Origin of the sequence: Streptomyces daqingensis, assembly GCF_014645895.1 — a bacterium.
Taxonomy (GTDB): Bacteria; Actinomycetota; Actinomycetes; order Streptomycetales; family Streptomycetaceae; genus Streptomyces; species Streptomyces daqingensis.
The window spans coordinates 315,683-332,202 of sequence record NZ_BMMP01000004.1 but is presented as its reverse complement, the minus strand read 5'-3'; the positions used below and the strand labels follow the sequence as shown (position 1 = coordinate 332,202).

The window sequence follows — 16,520 nt, the reverse complement described above, 5'->3', positions numbered from 1 at the left end:
CCCGCTCGCCGGACCGGTCATCCGGCCGATGCCCCCGAAGTCAGGACTCGTCGGACTTCGGCGCGGACTTGCGGCCGCCGTTGGACTTGGCGGTGCCGGTGCGGGCGTTGCCGGCCTTGCCGTCGCCGTTCTTCTGGGCGGCGGACTTCGCGCCGCCGGCCTTCGGGGCGTCGCCGGCCGTCCCCTTCTTGCCCGTGGCGGATTCGCCCGTGGCGGACTTGCCGGTGGCGCCCTTGGCAGGGGTGGTCTTCGCCGTCGTGGTGCGGCGGGCGCCCGCCGTCGCGGTCGTCGGCGAGGCACCGTCCGCGGCCTTCGCCCCGGCCGGCTTGGCAGTGCTGCGGCGGGGCTCGGCCGGCGGCTCGGCGACCTTGACCGGCTCGCGCTCGACCGTGACCTCGGGGACGTCGCTCTCGCCGCGCCAGTTCTTCACGGCGCCGCGGCCGCGGTCGGCCAGCTCGTCGTAGGTCTCGCGTGCCTTCACGGCGTACTCGGCTGCCATGCCGAGGCTCTGCAGCGCGAGGTGCTGTGCCTGCTCGCGCAGCTTCTTGATGTCGGTGTCGATGTTCCCCAGGGTCTGGCTGACCTTCGCCTGGGTCTCCTTCGCCTGCTTGCTGACGCGCGCCTGGACGTCCTTGGGGTCGGTCGCGCGTACGGCGGCGATCCGGTCCGGGGCCTCCTCGCGGATCTTGTCGAGCACGCCGGCGGCGAAGTAGAGGGGCTTGGGGTCGGTGAGCGTCCTGCGGAGGTCGTTGCCGTTGGGCATGGAAGGTCTCTCCCTGCTGATGTAGTGCTATCGGGCGTCGGCCTCGGGGGCCTCGGCTTCGTTCGTGCGGGTGTCCGCGGTCGTTTCGCGCTTCCGGGCGGGCCCGGTTCCCGCGTCCTGCCCGGGCTCCTTGGACGCCGTATGCCCGTTCTCCTTGCGGAACGACTCGTAGATCTGGAGCAGCGCCTGCTTCTGCCCGTCGTTGATCGAGGAGTCCGCGAGGATGGCGGCCGGGACCTGCAGAAGGTCCTCCCGCTCCCGTTCGTCGAGGATCCCGGCCTGTACGTACAGCGTCTCGGCCGAGATCCGCAGCGCCTTGGCGAGCTGCTGCAGGATGTCGGCGCTGGGTTTGCGCAGGCCGCGCTCGATCTGGCTGAGGTACGGGTTGGACACCCCGGCGGCGTCGGCGAGCTGCCGCAGCGAGAGCTTGGCGTTGCGCCGCTGCTCGCGCAGGAACTCGCCCACATTGCCGACGTTCAGGGAAGCCATGGTCTCCACCATGCCCCCACGTGCTAACTATTGCAAGCAAATCGCTTGCAAGTGTGGCGCATCTGTCACCGTGCCCATGTTCAGGGGCCTTGCCGTCGAGGGCCGCCGCCGTCACACGGTCGCCACGGCGAGCACAGTGGAGCTCGAAAGGCACAGGCCGGGCCGCGTGGGCAGGTAGCGCGCGCGGAGCGCGTCCGCGTCCAGCAGGGTCACGGTGCGGAACCCCGCCTCAAGGAGGAGGGATTCGACCTCGGCGACGGTGTAATCGGCGAGGACGGGCTCGCCTTCGGTGGCGACGGCCGCGTCTGCCGACGATCTGACGGCCCGTCCGGCACCGTCGAGCTCCTCGTCCGCGCAGACGAAGTCGGCGACCAGCGTCGTTCCTTCCTGCCGGGAGGCGATGGCGCGCAGAGTGGTCCGGGTCGCTGACTGCGGGAGGTACATCGTCACTCCCAGCCAGTTCCACGTCGCCAGCCCCGGCAGATCCGTCTCCTGAAGCTCCGTGGTGACCAGGTCGGCGGATACGAACCGGACGTTCGCCGCCTCCGCCACCCCTGCGTGCGCGAGCGCCGCCCGCTTCCAGGCCTGGGTGTCCGGATGGTCCACCTCCCAGATGCGGAAGAGACCGGCACGCGGATGCCGCCAGGCGAACGTGTCCAGGCCGGCCCCGAGCAGCACGTAGTCGGACCGGCCCCCGGACAGGCCCGCTACGGCCTCGTCCTCGGCCACTCGCGCGCGGAGCGCGTGGCGCAGACGCAGGGACCGGCGCACCTGAGGAGGCCAGCCGGCGATCGTCTCCTCCAGGTGCGGTCGTTCCGAGGCCGGGACGAGCTGTCCGGCCAGCGTGTCGTCCAGTACGCACACGGGGTCCTCGCGGGCGTGTTCTGCCCTGAGCAGGGCGCTGCCCATCGCCGAGCGGCTCGCGCGTCCAGGCTGCATGTATGTCCCCTTCGATCAGCCGTTGCCGTTGAGGTAGCGGTGGCCCGAGCGGAACCGCCGGCGTGCGACTGCGCAGCAGGGCGCGCGTGATGCGACGGGTTACGGGCTGGATGTCGATGCGGAGGGCGTCAGCCGGCGCTCACAACTCCCGGTCCGCCGGGGGGCGGAGCGGCTCCCAGGGACGCTTCATCGACCAGAAGCCCCAACGCTACTGCGGCTGCCGCCGGTTGGGCAGCCCACAGACATAACAGCGCTGTTATATTAGCGCTGTGACATCTGACGACCCGACGACGCGCCCTGACCCGTGGCAGTCGCTGCACCAGCTCCTGGCCGATCTGGACGCCGAGATCGAGCGCGTCTACACCGAGCGCGGCATCGAGGGGGTGAGACCGCGGTTCGCCTCGCCGCTGATCCGCCTCGCCCACACCGGCCCGCTGACCATCCGCGAACTCGCGGCGTCCCTGGGCCGGTCGCACTCCGCGATCAGCCAGACCGTCGCCGCCATGCGCAAGGAAGGGCTGGTCATCTCCGAACCGGGACCCGACGCGCGGACCCGCCGGGTGGAGCTGACCGGTCGCGGCCGCTCGCTCGTGCCGTTCCTGGAGGCGGAATGGCGCGCCACCCACGCGTCGGTCGCGGAACTGGACGCGGAGATCCCGCACGCGCTGACCGCCGCCGTCGCGGAGCTGCGGCGCGCCCTGGAACGCAGGCCGATGCGGGAGCGGATCCTCAGCCACCTCGTCGAGCCGGAGTCATGAGGCGGGGTGGCCGGTTCCTCGACACCCGGCCGCTGCGCGGCAGCCGGCCGTTCCGCGCCCTGTGGGTGGGCACCTCGGCCTCCCAGTTCGGCGGGCAGATCGCCACGGTGGCGGTGCTGGCCCAGGTCTGGGAGCTGACCCGGAGTCCCGTGGCCACCGGCGCCATCGGGCTCGCGACCGGCCTGCCGATGGTGTTGTTCGGACTGATCGGCGGCACGCTGGCCGACGTCCTCGACCGCCGTGCCGTGGTGCTCGCCGCCACCGCGGGGCAGCTCCTGGCCTCCGCCGGGCTCTGCGCCCAGGCCCTGGCCGGGAACCGGAGCGTGGTGCTGCTGCTCGTCCTGACCGCCGCCAACACGGCCGGCGCCGCACTGGGAGCGCCGGCCCGGCGCACCCTTCCCGTCAGGCTGCTTCCGGCCGATCAGGTCGCGGCCGGGCTCGCCCTGAACAACCTCTCCTTCCAGGCGGCAATGCTGGCCGGTCCCGCGCTGGCCGGAGTCGTCGTCGCCCGGTGGGACTTCGCCACCGCCTACGCCGCGCAGGCGGGGGCCGTCGCGGTCGCGCTGCTCGCGGTGGCGCACCTCCCCGCCGTGCGTCCCGAGGGAGGGGAGGCGCGGAGCGACCGGCGCCGTGCCGGGCGCGGCGGCTGGCGGATCGTCCTGCGCCGTCCGACGCTCTGGGGCTCGATGGCCACTGACCTGTCCGCGACGTTGCTCGCCATGCCCGTCGCCCTCTTCCCGCTGGTCAACGAGGCCCGGTTCGGGGGCAGTCCGCGGACGCTCGGCCTGTTTCTCTCGGCGGTGGCAGTCGGCGGCATCGCAGCGGGCCTCTTCTCGGGCACGGTGACGCGCCTGCGCCGAGGCGGCCTGGTTCAGCTGATCGCGGCAGGCGTCTGGGGTGTGGCGCTGGCCGGGTTCGGGCTGGCCGGGGCGCTGTGGCCGGCGTTCGGCTGTCTGGCCGTGGCGGGCGCCGCCGACACCGTCTCGGTGGTCACCCGCGGCGCCCTGGTCCAGCTGGAGACTCCCGACGCGTACAGGGGGCGGGTGTCCTCGATGGAGCACGTCATCGGCGTCGCGGGCCCCGAACTCGGGAACCTCCGGGGCGGCTTGCTGGCGTCGGTCACCTCCGCGCCCTTCTCCCTTGTCGCCGGGGGGCTCACGGCCGCGTTGGCGGTCGCCGCGGTGGCCGCGGTCAACGCGCCCCTCCGCGCGTACAGGACGCCTCCTCGGGCACCGGCCGACTCCGGGGCGGATGTCCCCGAACCGAATGCCTCCGATCCGGCCGCCCCCGAACCGGGCACCCCCGGTGCCCGGGCGTCGAGATGAGAGGTCAACCGAGCTCGGTCTCGGCGGAGTCGAGGTACGTACGCCCGGAAACCGTGAGGCGGCCGGCCGGCCGTCGTGGTTGACTCCTCCGCCGTGACCGGACTCAGCGATCCCGCGCTCGTCGACCTCCGCGCCTACGCGTACGGCGAGCCGGACACCTGCGTGACGAGCCGCTGATGAGCAGCGACCTGGTGGTGGCCGGCGCCGGCATCGTCGGTGCCTCGGTGGCCTACCACGCCGCCAGGGCGGGGGCCGCCGTGACTCTCGTCGACGCCGGGCGTCCGGGGGCCGGAGTCACGGCGCAGTCGTTCGCCTGGGTCGGAGCGGCCGGCGTACGCACCGGCCCGGCCGCCGCGTTGCGGGTGACCGCGACGGCGGAGTACCGGCGGCTGGAGGCCGAACTGCCGGGACTGCCGGTGACCTGGTCCGGCTCCCTTTCCTGGGACGCTGCGAACGTCCCGCCGGAAGCGGGGCCCGGGCAGGAGATCGTCGACGGTGCCACCGTCGCGGCGCTGGAGCCCGCCCTGCGGCAGCCCCCGGAGCGGGCCGTCTGGGCGCCGGGCGACGGAGCCGTCGACCCGGTGGGCGTGACCGGGCGGCTGGTCGAGGGCGCCCGCGCGCACGGCGCCCGGTTCCTTCCGGACACCCCGGTGACCGCGGTCCGCCGGGACGCCGCGGGCCGGGCCGCCGGAGTCGAGACGGCCGAGGGGCTTCTTCCCGCCGCGCACGTGGTGCTCGCAGCCGGGGTGGCGACGGCCGCGCTGGGTGCGCCGCTCGGGGTGCGCGTGCCGGTGGATCCGTCGCCGGCGACGCTTTTCCGGTTCCGCGCTCCGGCCGGTCTGGTACGCACCGTGGTCAGCAACCGGGACTTCGATCTCCGCCAGGTGACCGCGGACCGGCTGATCGCCGCCGCGGACTCGTCCGAACGCGCCCTCGCCGCCGTCCGGTCCACTTTCCGGGGCGCCGCGGACGTCGAGCTGCTCAGCGCCCGGACCGGCGCACGCCCCATGCCGGCGGACGGCGAGCCGATCGTCGGCCCGGTCGCCGCGGTGCCCGGCCTGTACGTGGCGGTGCTGCACGCCGCGGTCACGCTCGGCCCGGCCGTGGGGCGCCTGGTCGCGCGCGAACTGATCGACGGCGTCGCCGAGCCGGTGCTGGCGGGCTGCCGCCTCGACCGCTTCTAGCCTCCCGGTCACGGCTCCCGGCCGCGTCCCCCGGTCGCGACTTCCGTTCTTGGGTGTGACTCCGTTTCAGGCCCGCGCCTCGCGCTGCGCGCAGCGGCGTGAGCGTCCGCCCGCGTCCGCATCGCTCTTTCCGTGATGGAAACTCTTCGATAGTCTTTCCGTCATGGAAAGCAACGGAGCGGATGACGCTCGTGCCTCCCTGGACGCCGTGGCCGCTACCCGTGCCGGTGTAGCCGGCCGGATCGCCGCGCCCTGGTGGTATCACCTGGTGCTGGGTCTGCTGGTCGCCCAGCACGTGCTCGCGCAAGGGCTCGAGAACGCCAACTGGACGCTGCCCTCGATGGGGTTGCTGCTGGCCGGGTGTCTCGTGCTCACGCTGGCCTACCGCCGCCTGGCGGGGCTCTCCACCGCCAAAGCCCAGGGCACGCGCAGCCGCAACGTGCTGACCCTGCTCGGCCTGGTCGCTCTGGCCTGCGTCGCGAGCGCTTCGCTGACCGGGTCCGCGGCCGTCTCGTGGGTCGCGGCCGGGGTCGTCCTCCTTGCGACGATCGTCCTCGGCAGGCTGTTCGAGGCCGCTCTGCGGCGAGAAATCGCGGCCGACCCGGATCACTCCTTCTGATGTTCGACGAGATCGTGCACGCGCCCAACAGGCTCAGGATCTGTGCGTTCCTGGCCGTGGTGCGCGAAGCGGAGTTCGGCACCCTGCGCGACGAACTGGGCGTCGCCGACTCGGTCATGAGCAAGCATCTGAAGGTCCTCGCCGACGCCGGGTACGTGAAGGTGACCAAGCCGCGCGGTTCGGGCCGCGTGCGCACCTGGGCGGCCCTGACCCGCGCGGGCAGGAAGGCCTACGAGGACCACCTCTGGTACCTGCAGGCGCTGGCCGCCGATGCCGCTCGCGGCCCCGGCGGGAGCACCGGCGCGAACTCCGGCGGGTGAGCATCAGGGCAGGGGCCGGACGGCGGGACGTCAGCCGGTGAAGGGCTCCGGCCCGAAGTGGCCCCAGGCGATGAAGGCCGCCAGCGCGAGGTAGACCAGGTTCAGCGCCACGAACCGGTGTTCGCCGCGCCGTCCGTGCGTGATCATCGCGCCGATCATCAGCAGCACCCAGCAGACGGCGGTCACGGGCACCAGCACGGGCGCGACGCCCAGTGCGGCGGGCAGCAACAGCCCGGCTGCCGCCAGCAGTTCGAGGACGCCGAGGGTCTTCACGAAGCCGGTGCCGACGTCCGCGGTCCACCCGCCGCCCTCCGCCGCGGCCAGTCTCTCCTTGGGCACGAAGGCCTTGGTGACACCGCCGAGCAGCGCTACCGCAGCCAGCAGCCATGCGGCGACCCACAGCGCGACATTCATCTTCCGCTCCTACTGCCGGGGAACCCTTCCGCTCCGTACGACGAGGCAGCGGCCCCCGGCGTGACATCCCCTGATCCGGCGCGGCACAGGGGAGTGCGCGCGGACGCCGGGAGGTCCCCCGGATACGGTCTGGCACCGCGTCCGAAGGACCGCCTGCCGGCTGCCGTCCGACGCCGCCGCGCTGCGGTCGTGATGCCGCGTCGCGTCAGAGGCCGCTGCCCGGCAGCGCCGTGGAGGTCAACTCCTGCCCGGCTTGGCCGTGTTCTTCGCGGGAGCCGAGCCCACCGCTTCGCAGCGGGGAACGCTGTTGGGCGGCGCGCAGTCGTCGGGCGTGTTCTTGTAGACGCGGCTCTGGTTGAGGTTCACCTTGGGCAGCGCCTGCTTGGCGGGCGCCTTGGTGATGGTCCGCTCCGGGCCGGGGATGGGCCTCGTGTAGATGCCGAAGCGGCGCCCGTCGTTGTGGATGCCGCCGCCGCTGCCGGGGCCTCCGTTCGCGGCGTTGCGGGTGACGGTGCTCCGGTACAGGGTCGTCGGGTCGGTCTCCCCGATGAAGATTCCGCCGCCGAGCGTCTGCGAGATGTTGTCCCTGACCTTGGTGGAGTTCAGGCGCAGCGGCCCGATCTCGTTGTCGATGAGCAGGGTCATGATGCCGCCGCCGAGACCGCCGCCCGAGGTTCCGACCTGATTGCCGTCGACCGGCGTGTGGTTCAGCCTGCTGTCGCCTCCGTTCGCGAGACCGCCTCCCCAGGCGTCGGCGGTGTTGTCGCGGATGGCGCCGCCGTCCGTCCTCATGGTGCCGTTGGTGGCCGCTCCGCCGCCGACGAAGCTGGAGTTGTCGCGGACCGTCGAGTTCTTCATGGTGAGCGTGCCCAGGCTGTTCCAGACGCCGCCGCCCAGCCAGTGGGAGGTGTTGTTCCTGACGGTCACGTCGTTCAGGGCGACCGTTCCGCGCTCGTTGTAGAGGGCCCCTCCGTTGCTGTCGTAGAACGGGCTCGCAGGGGCCTCGCCGCCGCGGACGGTGAGCGAGTTCAGGGTGAGGTGGCCTGTCTGCCGTACGTGGAAGATGCGGAAGGCGCCGGAGGCGCTCAGGGGCCGCTGGATCGTCGTGCGGTTCCCGGAGATGCGCACCTTGCCGGTGATCTCGGGCAGGCCGTCGTCCTCGTTGTCGGCCTGCGGGAGGGAGTAGATGCAGTGGGGGGCCAGAACGATGCTGCCGCCGCGGGCGTTCGCGTTGTCGATGGCCGTCTTCAGCGCTGCGATGTCGTTGCACGGTACGCGGGTCGGAGCCTGCGCCTGGGCCTGCCCTGCGGGCAGGAGGGCGAGGCACAGGCCGAGACCGGTGGCGGCGGTGAGGGCTGCGCGTCTGAACGTGTCGGTCATGCGGCTTCCTTCGCTGCGGGAGGGGGCGCGGTAGGCGGCGGCGCCGCCGTGTGCGGGCGCACGGAAGGACGGGGCGTTCGCCGCTTCTGCGAGGTCTCGTGCTCCTGACGGGTTTCTGACGGATCGGCAGTTCGAGGTCTATCCGAGGTGCGTCGCCGCCGCACACGGAGATCGACCGTCTGGCGTCCCCGGGCCCCGCCGCCTGGTCGCGGCGCGTCGGTCCCGTCCCCGGGGCGCGTGCGCCGGGCTCGTACGGGCGCGGGCGCGGGCGCCGGAATCCGGTTGTCCGCCGTTCCGGCGCGCGGCTAACGTGCCGCGGTGGACCACTTCCCGAGCGCCTGGACGGCGCTGCTCAGCGCGGTCGCCGAGGTTCCGGACGAGGAATTCGAGCGGCCGTCGGGCTGCCGGGGCTGGCTCGTCCGGGACCTGGTCTGCCACCTCGTCATCGACGCCCAGGACGTCCTGATCACCCTGGTCACGCCCGCGGACGCCGAACCGACAGCGGACGACGTCACCTACTGGCGGCTCGTCGGGCCCCCGACCGGCGAGGACCCTCTCGACGCGCTGATCCCGCGGCTGGCCGCCGCCTACGGAGAGCCGGAGCTGCTGAAGTTCCACCTCGACGACGTCGGTTCCGCCGCGGGCCGCGCCGCCCGGCTCGCCGACCCGGCCGGACGCGTCGGCACCCGCGGCGAGGTGCTGACCGCTCGCGACTACCTGTCGGCGTACGTGCTCGAAGCGACGCTGCACCATCTCGACCTGGTCGCGCACCTGCCCTCGGCCGCCGGACCGCCCGCGGCGACTCTCGCGGCGGCCCGCATGTCGCTGGAGAGGATCGCGGGCGCCCCGTTCCCCGCTTCCTTCTCCGACGGGGACGCGCTGCTGATCGGCACCGGGCGCCGCGCACCGGACGCCGCGGAGGAGGCGGCGCTGGGCGGTCTCGCGGCGAGGGTGCCGTTCATCCTGGGCTGAGCCCGTGGCGCGGCGGCGAGCCCGCGCCCGGCGCGCGACCTGCCCGGCACCCGGCCTGTGCCGTCTCCCGCGGCCGTCTCGCTCAGTAGGCGCGGGTTGCGAGGAACATGCCCGCAGAGCGCAGCCGGCCGACGAGGGCGTCCCCGAGACCGGTGGCGGGGGTGAGCACTCCGCCGCCGCTGTCCGGCAGAGCGGCACGGTCCAGGACGAGGGCGAGTGCCGCTTCGCCGAGCATGACGGCGGTCGCTTTGTAGCCCGGGTCGCCGCTGGCCTTGAACCGTGCCGCGTAGCGGGCGCCGCTCGTGGTCCCGGCGAAGGTGTCCAGCGTGAAGTGGCCCTTCTCGCGTGTACGCGGGCCAGGACCCTCGCCCGGAGAGGGCAGGGCCCGGTCCAGCAGCGGCCGGGTGGGGCGCAGCGCCAGACCCGCGAAGAGGGCGCCGACGAGGCCCGCCGTGCCGGCCGCCACCAGCGGCGAGAGCACGGACGGCCCGAGCCGCATGGCTTCGCGGTAGCGGAAGCGCGCGCCGTAGGCGTGGCCGCGCAGGGCGGCGCTGCGCCGGACGATCCGCGTGTTGAAGGGCGCCATCGGGAAGGGGGCGAGAACGCCGCGCAGCGGGACGCCCGCTGCGGACGCACGGCCCGTCAGCAGGTCTTCCTGGCGGCCGAGTTCGGGTTCGCGCTCCCGGTCGGGGCTGAGGGTGTAGGGGTCCGCGGCGAGGCGGCGGGCCTCGCGGTCGTGCCGCATCGTGTCGATCTGCTGCCGTACCGAGTCGATGGTGCCGCCGCTGACGCCGCCGCTCAGCGCGGTCAGGACGGCGGTGGTGTCCGTCAGCTCGCCGGTGCCGTCCGCGCGGACCGCCTCGTGGAGCAGATGCACGTTGAGGTCGGAGGGTACGGAGTCGAAACCGCAGGCGTGCACGATGCGGGCGCCGGTGGACGCGGCCGTCGCGTGGTGGGTGTCGATGCTTTCCCGGATGAAGAGCGCCTCTCCGCACAGGTCGGCGTAGTCGGTGCCCGCCCGCGCGCAGGCGCCGACGAGTTCGCGTCCGTACCGCGTGTACGGGCCGACGGTGGTGGCGACCGCGTGCGCCGAACCGGCCAGCTCCTCCAGCGCCGCACGGTCCCCGGCGTCGGCGACGACCAGGGGCCAGTCGCGTGCGCGCGGGCCGAGTCCGTCGCGCACGGCGCGGAGCTTGTCCTCGCTGCGCCCGGCGAGCGCGATCCGGGTGCCCTCGGGCGCCGCCCGGGCCAGGTGACGGGCCACCAGGCCGCCCACGAAGCCGGTGGCTCCGTAGACGGCGACGTCGATGTCTCGTACGCGGGAGTGCGTGCTGGTCATGGCCGTGTCCTTCCGGTCTCCGGGCCCCCGGGCGGGCGCCCGTGCGGGGCGCCGTCGTGCCAACGTATCCGCACCGGCCGCCTGACCACGGCGCGGCCCGGCGGGTGCCTCCTCCGCGGGTGACCGGCCAGGGGCTCGTCGGGACGCGCGGCCGAGAGCCGGACTTCCGCCCGCGGCGATGTGGCCGCAGGCTGATGGCATGCAGAACACCACAGCCACCGCCGGTGAGGCGGAGCACCCCGGCGGCCTCTCCCGGCTCGCCCTCGCACAGGCCGAGTTCGACCCCGAGGTCGTCTACCTCGACACCGCCTCGCTGGGCCTGCCGCCCCGCCGTTCGCTGGACGCGCTGAACGGCGCGCTGGACGAATGGCGCACCGGCCGGGCCGCACCGCCCGCCTACGACGCGCCGCTCGCGGCGTCACGGGACTCGTACGCGCGGCTGGTCGGCGTCGACCCCTCCTGGGTGACGGTCGGCAGCCAGGTCAGCGCGTTCACCGGGCTCATCGCGGCGAACCTTCCCGACGGAAGCCAAGTGCTCACCGCGGAGGGCGAGTTCACCAGCGTGGTCTTTCCGTTCCACGCGCAGGCGCGGCGCGGCGTCGAGGTGCGCGAGGTCCCGCTGGAGCGGCTCGCCGAGGAGGTGACGTCCCGTACCGCACTCGTGGCCGTGGCGGCGGTGCAGTCCGCGGACGGACGCGTGGCCGACCTCGACGCCCTCACCTCCGCGTGCGAGGCGACGGGGACGCGCGTCCTGCTGGACGTGACGCAGGCGGTCGGCTGGCTGCCCGTCGACGCCTCACGCTTCGCGTACACCACGTGCGGCGGGTACAAGTGGCTGCTGGGGCCGCGCGGCACCGCCTTCTCCACCGTCCAGCCCGCTCTCGCGGACGAGATCATTCCGCACGGAGCGTGCTGGTACGCGGGCGGCGAGCGCTGGGACAGCCTCTACGGCGGCCCGCTGCGGCTCGCCTCGGACGCCCGCCGGTTCGACTTCTCCCCCGCGTGGCACGCCTGGGTCGGCCAGGAGCCCGCGCTCGAACTGATCGAGGGCATCGGCACACGGGCGCTCCACGAGCACAACCTCGGACTGGCGAACCGCTTCCGCAAGTCGACGGGGCTGCCCGCGGGGGACTCGGCGATCGTCAGCGTGGCGGTGGACGACAGTGCGCACGAGCTGCTGAAGAGTGCCGGCGTCGTCGGGAGCGTGCGGGCGGGCAGGCTGCGTCTCGCGTTCCACCTCTACAACACGGAGGCCGACGCGGACCGTGCGGCGGAGGTGCTGGAAGGGCACCTCGACGAGGCGGCGGAGGACGGCGCGCGGAGCTGAAACGCGCCCCGCGACGCGTCCGTCCGCCTGATGCCGCAGCGGTGGCGGCGCCCGCGACGCTGCGGCCCTGGCCGTCCGGACGGACGAACTGCCGTCCGGACGGCCAGGGCCGCTCTCAGGGCACGGAACGCCCCTGCAAGGGCGTCGGGCGACAGGCCGTCAGGACTTTTTGACGGTGATGCCCCCGTTGCTCGTCGACAGGTCGAGGCGGTGGTCGCCGGACGGGTCGTCGCGCACGCCGATGTTCTTTTTGCCGTTCTTCGTCTCCGCCGAGACCTCGTAACGGCCGTCCGGCGCGGTGACGGAGATCGCGCCGTTGGACGTCCTGGCCCGCACGTCCTGCGGTGTGGCCAGCCTGACGTCGATCGCGCCGTTGGAGGTCTCGGCCCGCAGGCGGTCGCCCTTGAGGCCGCGTCCGTTGATACGGCCGTTGGTGGTGTGCACGTCGACGGTGCCGTCCACGTCGTCCAGGTCGACGGCGCCGGTGTCGGTGCGCACGTCCACCTTGCCCACGCCGGAGAGGCTGACACCGCCGGTGGTGGTGCGGCCGCTGACGGGGACCCTGGGCGGCAGGTCGACGGTGTAACTCACCTCGCAGTCCTCGCCGCAGCCGCGGAGCACCAGCACGCCGTTCTCGACGCGGTGGGTGGCCGCCGGTTTGTCGCCGCTGAACTCGACCCGGCGGTGCACGGCGACGTCGGTGACCGTCTGCTTGCTACGGAGCTTCACCCCGCCCGTGCGGATGTCCAGGCGCACGGAGGTGACCTTCTCCGAAAGAGTGACGTCGTCCTCGAAGGTCTCACCGGGCACGAGCCCGCACGCGGACAGCGCGGACGCGCAGGCTCCGGCCGCGACGGACGCCCCCAGGAGGCGGAGCTGCCTGCGCATGATTTCTCCCCGTTCAGTCGGAAGACACCCGGAAAAGGGCGCCTTCGGTGGTCTGTGCCCGATGAGGTTATGGCACCGGTCGCGGCGCTGCCATGAGGCAAACCCCCGGTTCGGGCGAGGGGTTGCCAGCAGGACGGGGCGGCGGGACGGCACGTGCCGTGCGGCGGCTCCGGCCCCCTGGCCCCGGCCGCGGACGGCCGGAACGGCCGCGTCAGAACCCGGGCGGACGGCCCGTCAGAGACGGGGCGCGCCAGGACGCAGGGGCGTCGGGCGGCCGGCCGGGCCGTGGCCCGGGCCAGTCGGGCCGGGACCTTCGGACGTCGGGTACGGGACCTGCGTCCCGGTCCGCCGGACCGAGGCACGTGCCGTCCAGGGACCGATGTCCACGCGCGGGACCCGCGTCTAACGTGCCGTCATGCGTATCGGATTCTTCGGAACGGGAAACGTCGCCGGGGCACTGGCGGGACGCTGGGCCGCCGCGGGACACGACGTCGTGCTCGGATCGCGGCACCCCGAGGAGCGGGCGAAGCCGGGACGTGCCGTCACCGGGCTCGCGGAGGCGGCCGGACACGGGGAGGTGCTCGTCAACGCCACGCCCGGTGACGCCTCGCTGGACCTGCTGCGACGTGTCGGGGCGCCCGCGCTGGAGGGGAAGGTGCTGATCGACGTCGGAATCGGCTTCACCGAGGACATGGCGCTCGCTCATCCCGTCGTCTCCCTCGGTGAGGAGATCCAGGAGGCGTTCCCGGCGACGTACGTCGTCAAGACGCTGGCCACCATGACGGCCTCGGTCATGGCGGACCCGGGCGGGCTGCGCAGCCCCGGCAACGTCTTCCTCTCCGGCGACGACGCCGGGGCCAAGAGCACCGCCGGCCGCCTGCTCAACGACCTCGGCTGGCCCGACGCCGCGCAGCTGGACCTGGGCGGCATCGCCACAGCGAGGGGCCAGGAGCACTACGCGCTGCTCTTCCTCGGCGTCGCCGGAGCGCTCGGCACCCACGCCTTCAACATCTCCGTGGTCACGGGCTGATCCGCTGCCGCGGGAGCCGCCGGAGCGGCACCACCCCGTCCGCGGCGCGGACCGCGGCTCTGCTCTCGGCGACATCCGGCCGCCGCACGGACGCGCCGGGGCAAGATGACGGGCATGGCCCTCGGATTCAGCGGCGACGTCGCCCACTACTACGCGAAGTTCCGGCGGGGCTACCCGCCGGAGGTCCTCGAAGTCCTCGCCGGTTCCTTCGAGTTGGGCCACACGGACACCGTGCTCGATCTGGGCTGCGGCACCGGCCAGCTCACGGTCCCCCTCGCCGGGCGGGTCGGCGCGGTGATCGGCATGGACCCCGAACCCGACATGCTCCGCCATGCGCGCGAGGCAGCCGCCAGGCAGGACGCCGGCAACGTCACGTGGGTCCTCGGCGCGGACACCGACGTGCCCGCCCTCGGGAAGCTGCTGGGCGGACGGGCCCTCGCGGCGGCGGTGATCGGGCAGGCGCTCCACTGGATGCGGCACGCCACGCTCTTCGGCGAGCTGCTGCCGCTGCTCCGCCCCGGCGGAGGGATCGCCGTCGTGGCCAACGGCGCGCCCGCGTGGCTGCAGGACAGCGACTGGTCGCGGGCCCTGCGGGGCTTCCTCGAGGAGCACTTCGACACGGAGCTGCGGGACACGTGCGGCACGGCGGAGCGGGACCGGCTGCGGTACGCGCGCGCCCTGGAGGCGGCCGGGTTCGAGGACGTCGCCACGAGGCACGTCTCCTACGTCGTGGAGCTTTCCCTGGACGAGGTCGTCGGCGGCGTCTTCTCCGCCCTTCCCGAGGACCTGCTGCCGGCTCCCGGCGCCCGTGCCGGCTTCACGGCCCGCGCGGGCGAGGCGCTGGGGGCGTCGGACAGCTTCACGGAGCACGTGGACGTCTCCGTCCTGACGGCCCGGGCCCCCGGGAACGGCAAGGGCCCGGGCACGCGTCCCCGTACGTGAGGCCCCGGGAACGGCACGGCCCGCAAAACGGCACGGACCTGCGCGTACGTCCCCGCCGGCGGCCTGCTCCGGTCCGTCCTTGACCTTGCCCTTGGGGCAGGCCGCAGCATCGGCGGGGCCGGGCGGGCCGCCCGGCGTGAGGAGGAGCGGACATGGGGCTGCTGACGATCGGGGCGTTCGCGAAGGCGTCCCGGCTCTCGCCGAAGGCGCTGCGCCTCTACGGCGAGCTCGGACTGCTCCCGCCCGCCCGCGTCGATCCGGTGACCGGCTACCGCCTCTACGCCCCCGGGCAGCTCGAACAGGCCCGGCTCGTGGCGTGGCTGAGACGGCTCGGCATGCCTCTCGCCCGCATCCGCGACGTGACGGCCATGGACGGGCCGGCCGCCGCACGCGAGGTGGAGGCGTTCTGGGCGGAGGTCGAGGACGACGTCGCCGCACGGCGCGGCATGGCCGCCTTCCTCGTCGACCACCTGTCACGGAGGGAAGGGCACATGCCGAACCACGACCGGCCACTCGCCATCAGCTACGCCGCACTGTCCGACACGGGCCTCGTACGGCAGACCAACCAGGACGCCGCATACGCCGGTTCACGGCTGCTCGCCGTAGCCGACGGGTTCGGCCGCGGGGGCGCACCCGCCAGCACGGCGGCAGTCGAGACGCTGCGGAGGCTTGAGACGGACGGCGCGCTCACGGATACGCTCTCCGCCGCAGACCTGCTCAACGTCCTGGAGGAGCGCATCACCCAGGCAGGGCGGGCGGTGAGCGCCGCGGCGGCGCCGGGGGCGGGGACGGAGGAGGCCGGGGAAACCGGGGAAGCGGTCGCGGACGACGGCGCCCGGGGCCGCGCCGTACCGGGTGAGGCGCTGGACCGACCGGGTGACGGACAGGCAGACGGCCCCCGGGACGAGGCCGGTACGACACTCACCGCGATGCTGTGGGCGGGCTCCCGGCTCGCCCTCGTCCACATCGGCGACTCCCGCGCGTACCTGCTGCGCGAGGGCGGCTTCTTCCAGATCACCCACGACCACACGCTCGTACAGCAGATGGTCGACGAAGGGCGCATCACCGCCGAGGAAGCGGCCTCCCATCCGCAGCGCGCGCTGCTGATACGGGCGCTCGGCGCGGCCCGGGAGACCCGGCCCGACGTGCGGCTGCAGGACGCCCGGCCGGGCGACCGCTACCTGCTGTGCTCGGACGGGCTGACCTCCGTCGTGCCCTCGGAGAGGGTCCGCGAGGCGGTCGCGGGAGGGGCCGCGCCGGAGGAGACCGTGCGCGAACTGGTCCGCATGGCACGGCAGTCGGGCGGGCCGGACAACGTCAGCTGCGTGGTGGCGGACGTGCGTGCGGCGTGACCCCGCCCGGGGAGGGACGCGGCGCGACCCTCCCCGGTAAGCGGACGCCGGTCAGGCGCTCTCGCCGAAGAGGCGCAGCAGCTCCGTCTTCTCGAACATCCGGGCCGTCTCCACCGCCGAGGGCTCTCCCGCCCGGGGGTCGGCGCCGTGGTCGAGGAGCATGCGCACCACCTCGTCCTCGCCCTTGAAGACGGCGCCCGCGATGGGCGTCTGGCCCTTGTCGTTGGGCTTGCCGGGATCCGCGCCGCGGTCGAGGAGGACCCGCACCGCCTGGGCGTGGCCGTGGTAGGCCGCCAGCATGACGAGGGAGTCGCCCCTGTCGTTCGTGAGGTCCGCGGGGATGCCGGCGTCGACGTAGGCGGCGATCGTGTCGGTGTCGCCATGCCGGGCCAGCTGGAAGATCTTCTGGGCGAGTTCGAGGACCTCGGGGTCGTGCGCGGGTTCGTTGCTCTCGGGCGTGGGGGCGTCGGTCATCGCGT

Annotated in this window: 18 protein-coding genes; 10 read left to right on the top strand and 8 right to left on the bottom strand. The window is 73.7% G+C overall.

Annotation, left to right across the window (positions count from 1 at the left end):
• Positions 1–40: 40 nt before the first annotated feature.
• The 3 genes from IEY56_RS08615 to IEY56_RS08605 form a co-directional block, all read right to left on the bottom strand.
• Positions 41–763: a hypothetical protein gene (locus tag IEY56_RS08615; RefSeq protein ID WP_229711717.1), complete on the bottom strand. Its 723-nt coding sequence runs from the start codon at positions 761–763 to the stop codon at positions 41–43.
• 27 nt (positions 764–790) lie between these two features.
• Positions 791–1,252, bottom strand: coding sequence for a helix-turn-helix domain-containing protein (locus tag IEY56_RS08610; RefSeq protein WP_189036502.1), 462 nt, complete (start codon positions 1,250–1,252; stop codon positions 791–793).
• 111 nt (positions 1,253–1,363) lie between these two features.
• Positions 1,364–2,191, bottom strand: a complete 828-nt coding sequence (locus IEY56_RS08605; RefSeq protein ID WP_189036501.1) for a class I SAM-dependent methyltransferase — start codon at positions 2,189–2,191, stop codon at positions 1,364–1,366.
• A gap of 269 nt (positions 2,192–2,460) precedes the next feature.
• Here IEY56_RS08605 and IEY56_RS08600 point away from each other — a divergent pair, with 269 nt between their 5' ends.
• The 5 genes from IEY56_RS08600 (at position 2,461) to IEY56_RS08580 (ending at position 6,397) form a co-directional block, all read left to right on the top strand.
• The gene (locus IEY56_RS08600) at positions 2,461–2,949 is read left to right on the top strand and encodes a MarR family winged helix-turn-helix transcriptional regulator (RefSeq protein WP_189036500.1); all 489 of its coding nucleotides are present in this window, start codon (positions 2,461–2,463) and stop codon (positions 2,947–2,949) included.
• Positions 2,946–4,274, top strand: coding sequence for an MFS transporter (locus tag IEY56_RS08595; protein ID WP_189036499.1), 1,329 nt, complete (start codon positions 2,946–2,948; stop codon positions 4,272–4,274). Before IEY56_RS08600 ends, IEY56_RS08595 begins: the two co-directional genes overlap by 4 nt.
• Positions 4,275–4,450: 176 nt before the next feature.
• A complete protein-coding gene (locus IEY56_RS08590) occupies positions 4,451–5,458 on the top strand; it encodes an NAD(P)/FAD-dependent oxidoreductase (RefSeq protein ID WP_189036498.1) in 1,008 nt (335 codons plus the stop codon).
• A 163-nt stretch (positions 5,459–5,621) separates the two neighbouring features.
• Complete coding sequence (locus IEY56_RS08585; protein WP_189036497.1) at positions 5,622–6,077, top strand: hypothetical protein; 456 nt, start codon at positions 5,622–5,624, stop codon at positions 6,075–6,077.
• Positions 6,077–6,397 carry a transcriptional regulator gene (locus tag IEY56_RS08580; protein ID WP_189036496.1) on the top strand — a complete coding sequence of 107 codons (321 nt, stop codon included), beginning with the start codon at positions 6,077–6,079 and terminating at the stop codon, positions 6,395–6,397. The genes IEY56_RS08585 and IEY56_RS08580 overlap by 1 nt, the downstream gene beginning before the upstream one ends.
• A gap of 30 nt (positions 6,398–6,427) precedes the next feature.
• Here IEY56_RS08580 and IEY56_RS08575 read toward each other — a convergent pair whose 3' ends face one another.
• Together IEY56_RS08575 and IEY56_RS08570 are read right to left on the bottom strand one after the other, a co-directional pair.
• Positions 6,428–6,811, bottom strand: coding sequence for a DoxX family protein (locus IEY56_RS08575; protein WP_189036495.1), 384 nt, complete (start codon positions 6,809–6,811; stop codon positions 6,428–6,430).
• A 237-nt stretch (positions 6,812–7,048) separates the two neighbouring features.
• A complete protein-coding gene (locus IEY56_RS08570) occupies positions 7,049–8,191 on the bottom strand; it encodes a hypothetical protein (protein WP_189036494.1) in 1,143 nt (380 codons plus the stop codon).
• A 318-nt stretch (positions 8,192–8,509) separates the two neighbouring features.
• Here IEY56_RS08570 and IEY56_RS08565 point away from each other — a divergent pair, with 318 nt between their 5' ends.
• The gene (locus tag IEY56_RS08565) at positions 8,510–9,163 is read left to right on the top strand and encodes a maleylpyruvate isomerase N-terminal domain-containing protein (RefSeq protein WP_189036493.1); all 654 of its coding nucleotides are present in this window, start codon (positions 8,510–8,512) and stop codon (positions 9,161–9,163) included.
• A gap of 82 nt (positions 9,164–9,245) precedes the next feature.
• Here the strand turns inward: IEY56_RS08565 and IEY56_RS08560 are convergent, their stop codons facing one another.
• Positions 9,246–10,502 carry a saccharopine dehydrogenase family protein gene (locus tag IEY56_RS08560; protein WP_189036492.1) on the bottom strand — a complete coding sequence of 419 codons (1,257 nt, stop codon included), beginning with the start codon at positions 10,500–10,502 and terminating at the stop codon, positions 9,246–9,248.
• Positions 10,503–10,701: 199 nt separating this feature from the next.
• On the opposite strand from IEY56_RS08560, the gene IEY56_RS08555 reads away from it, so the two are divergent.
• A complete protein-coding gene (locus tag IEY56_RS08555) occupies positions 10,702–11,829 on the top strand; it encodes an aminotransferase class V-fold PLP-dependent enzyme (RefSeq protein ID WP_189036491.1) in 1,128 nt (375 codons plus the stop codon).
• Between the two features lie 159 nt (positions 11,830–11,988).
• On the opposite strand, the gene IEY56_RS08550 is transcribed toward IEY56_RS08555, so the two are convergent.
• Entirely contained in the window at positions 11,989–12,717 is a 729-nt protein-coding gene (locus IEY56_RS08550) for a DUF4097 family beta strand repeat-containing protein (protein ID WP_189036490.1), read from the bottom strand.
• 415 nt (positions 12,718–13,132) lie between these two features.
• Here IEY56_RS08550 and IEY56_RS08545 point away from each other — a divergent pair, with 415 nt between their 5' ends.
• The 3 genes from IEY56_RS08545 (at position 13,133) to IEY56_RS08535 (ending at position 16,041) form a co-directional block, all read left to right on the top strand.
• Positions 13,133–13,747 (top strand): NADPH-dependent F420 reductase, encoded by a 615-nt coding sequence (locus IEY56_RS08545; RefSeq protein ID WP_189036489.1) that lies wholly within the window; start codon positions 13,133–13,135, stop codon positions 13,745–13,747.
• Between the two features lie 114 nt (positions 13,748–13,861).
• Positions 13,862–14,689, top strand: a complete 828-nt coding sequence (locus IEY56_RS08540) for a class I SAM-dependent methyltransferase (RefSeq protein ID WP_189036488.1) — start codon at positions 13,862–13,864, stop codon at positions 14,687–14,689.
• A 152-nt stretch (positions 14,690–14,841) separates the two neighbouring features.
• Positions 14,842–16,041, top strand: coding sequence for a MerR family transcriptional regulator (locus tag IEY56_RS08535; protein ID WP_189036487.1), 1,200 nt, complete (start codon positions 14,842–14,844; stop codon positions 16,039–16,041).
• Between the two features lie 51 nt (positions 16,042–16,092).
• On the opposite strand, the gene IEY56_RS08530 is transcribed toward IEY56_RS08535, so the two are convergent.
• Positions 16,093–16,515 (bottom strand): ankyrin repeat domain-containing protein, encoded by a 423-nt coding sequence (locus IEY56_RS08530; RefSeq protein WP_189036486.1) that lies wholly within the window; start codon positions 16,513–16,515, stop codon positions 16,093–16,095.
• Positions 16,516–16,520 lie beyond the last annotated feature (5 nt).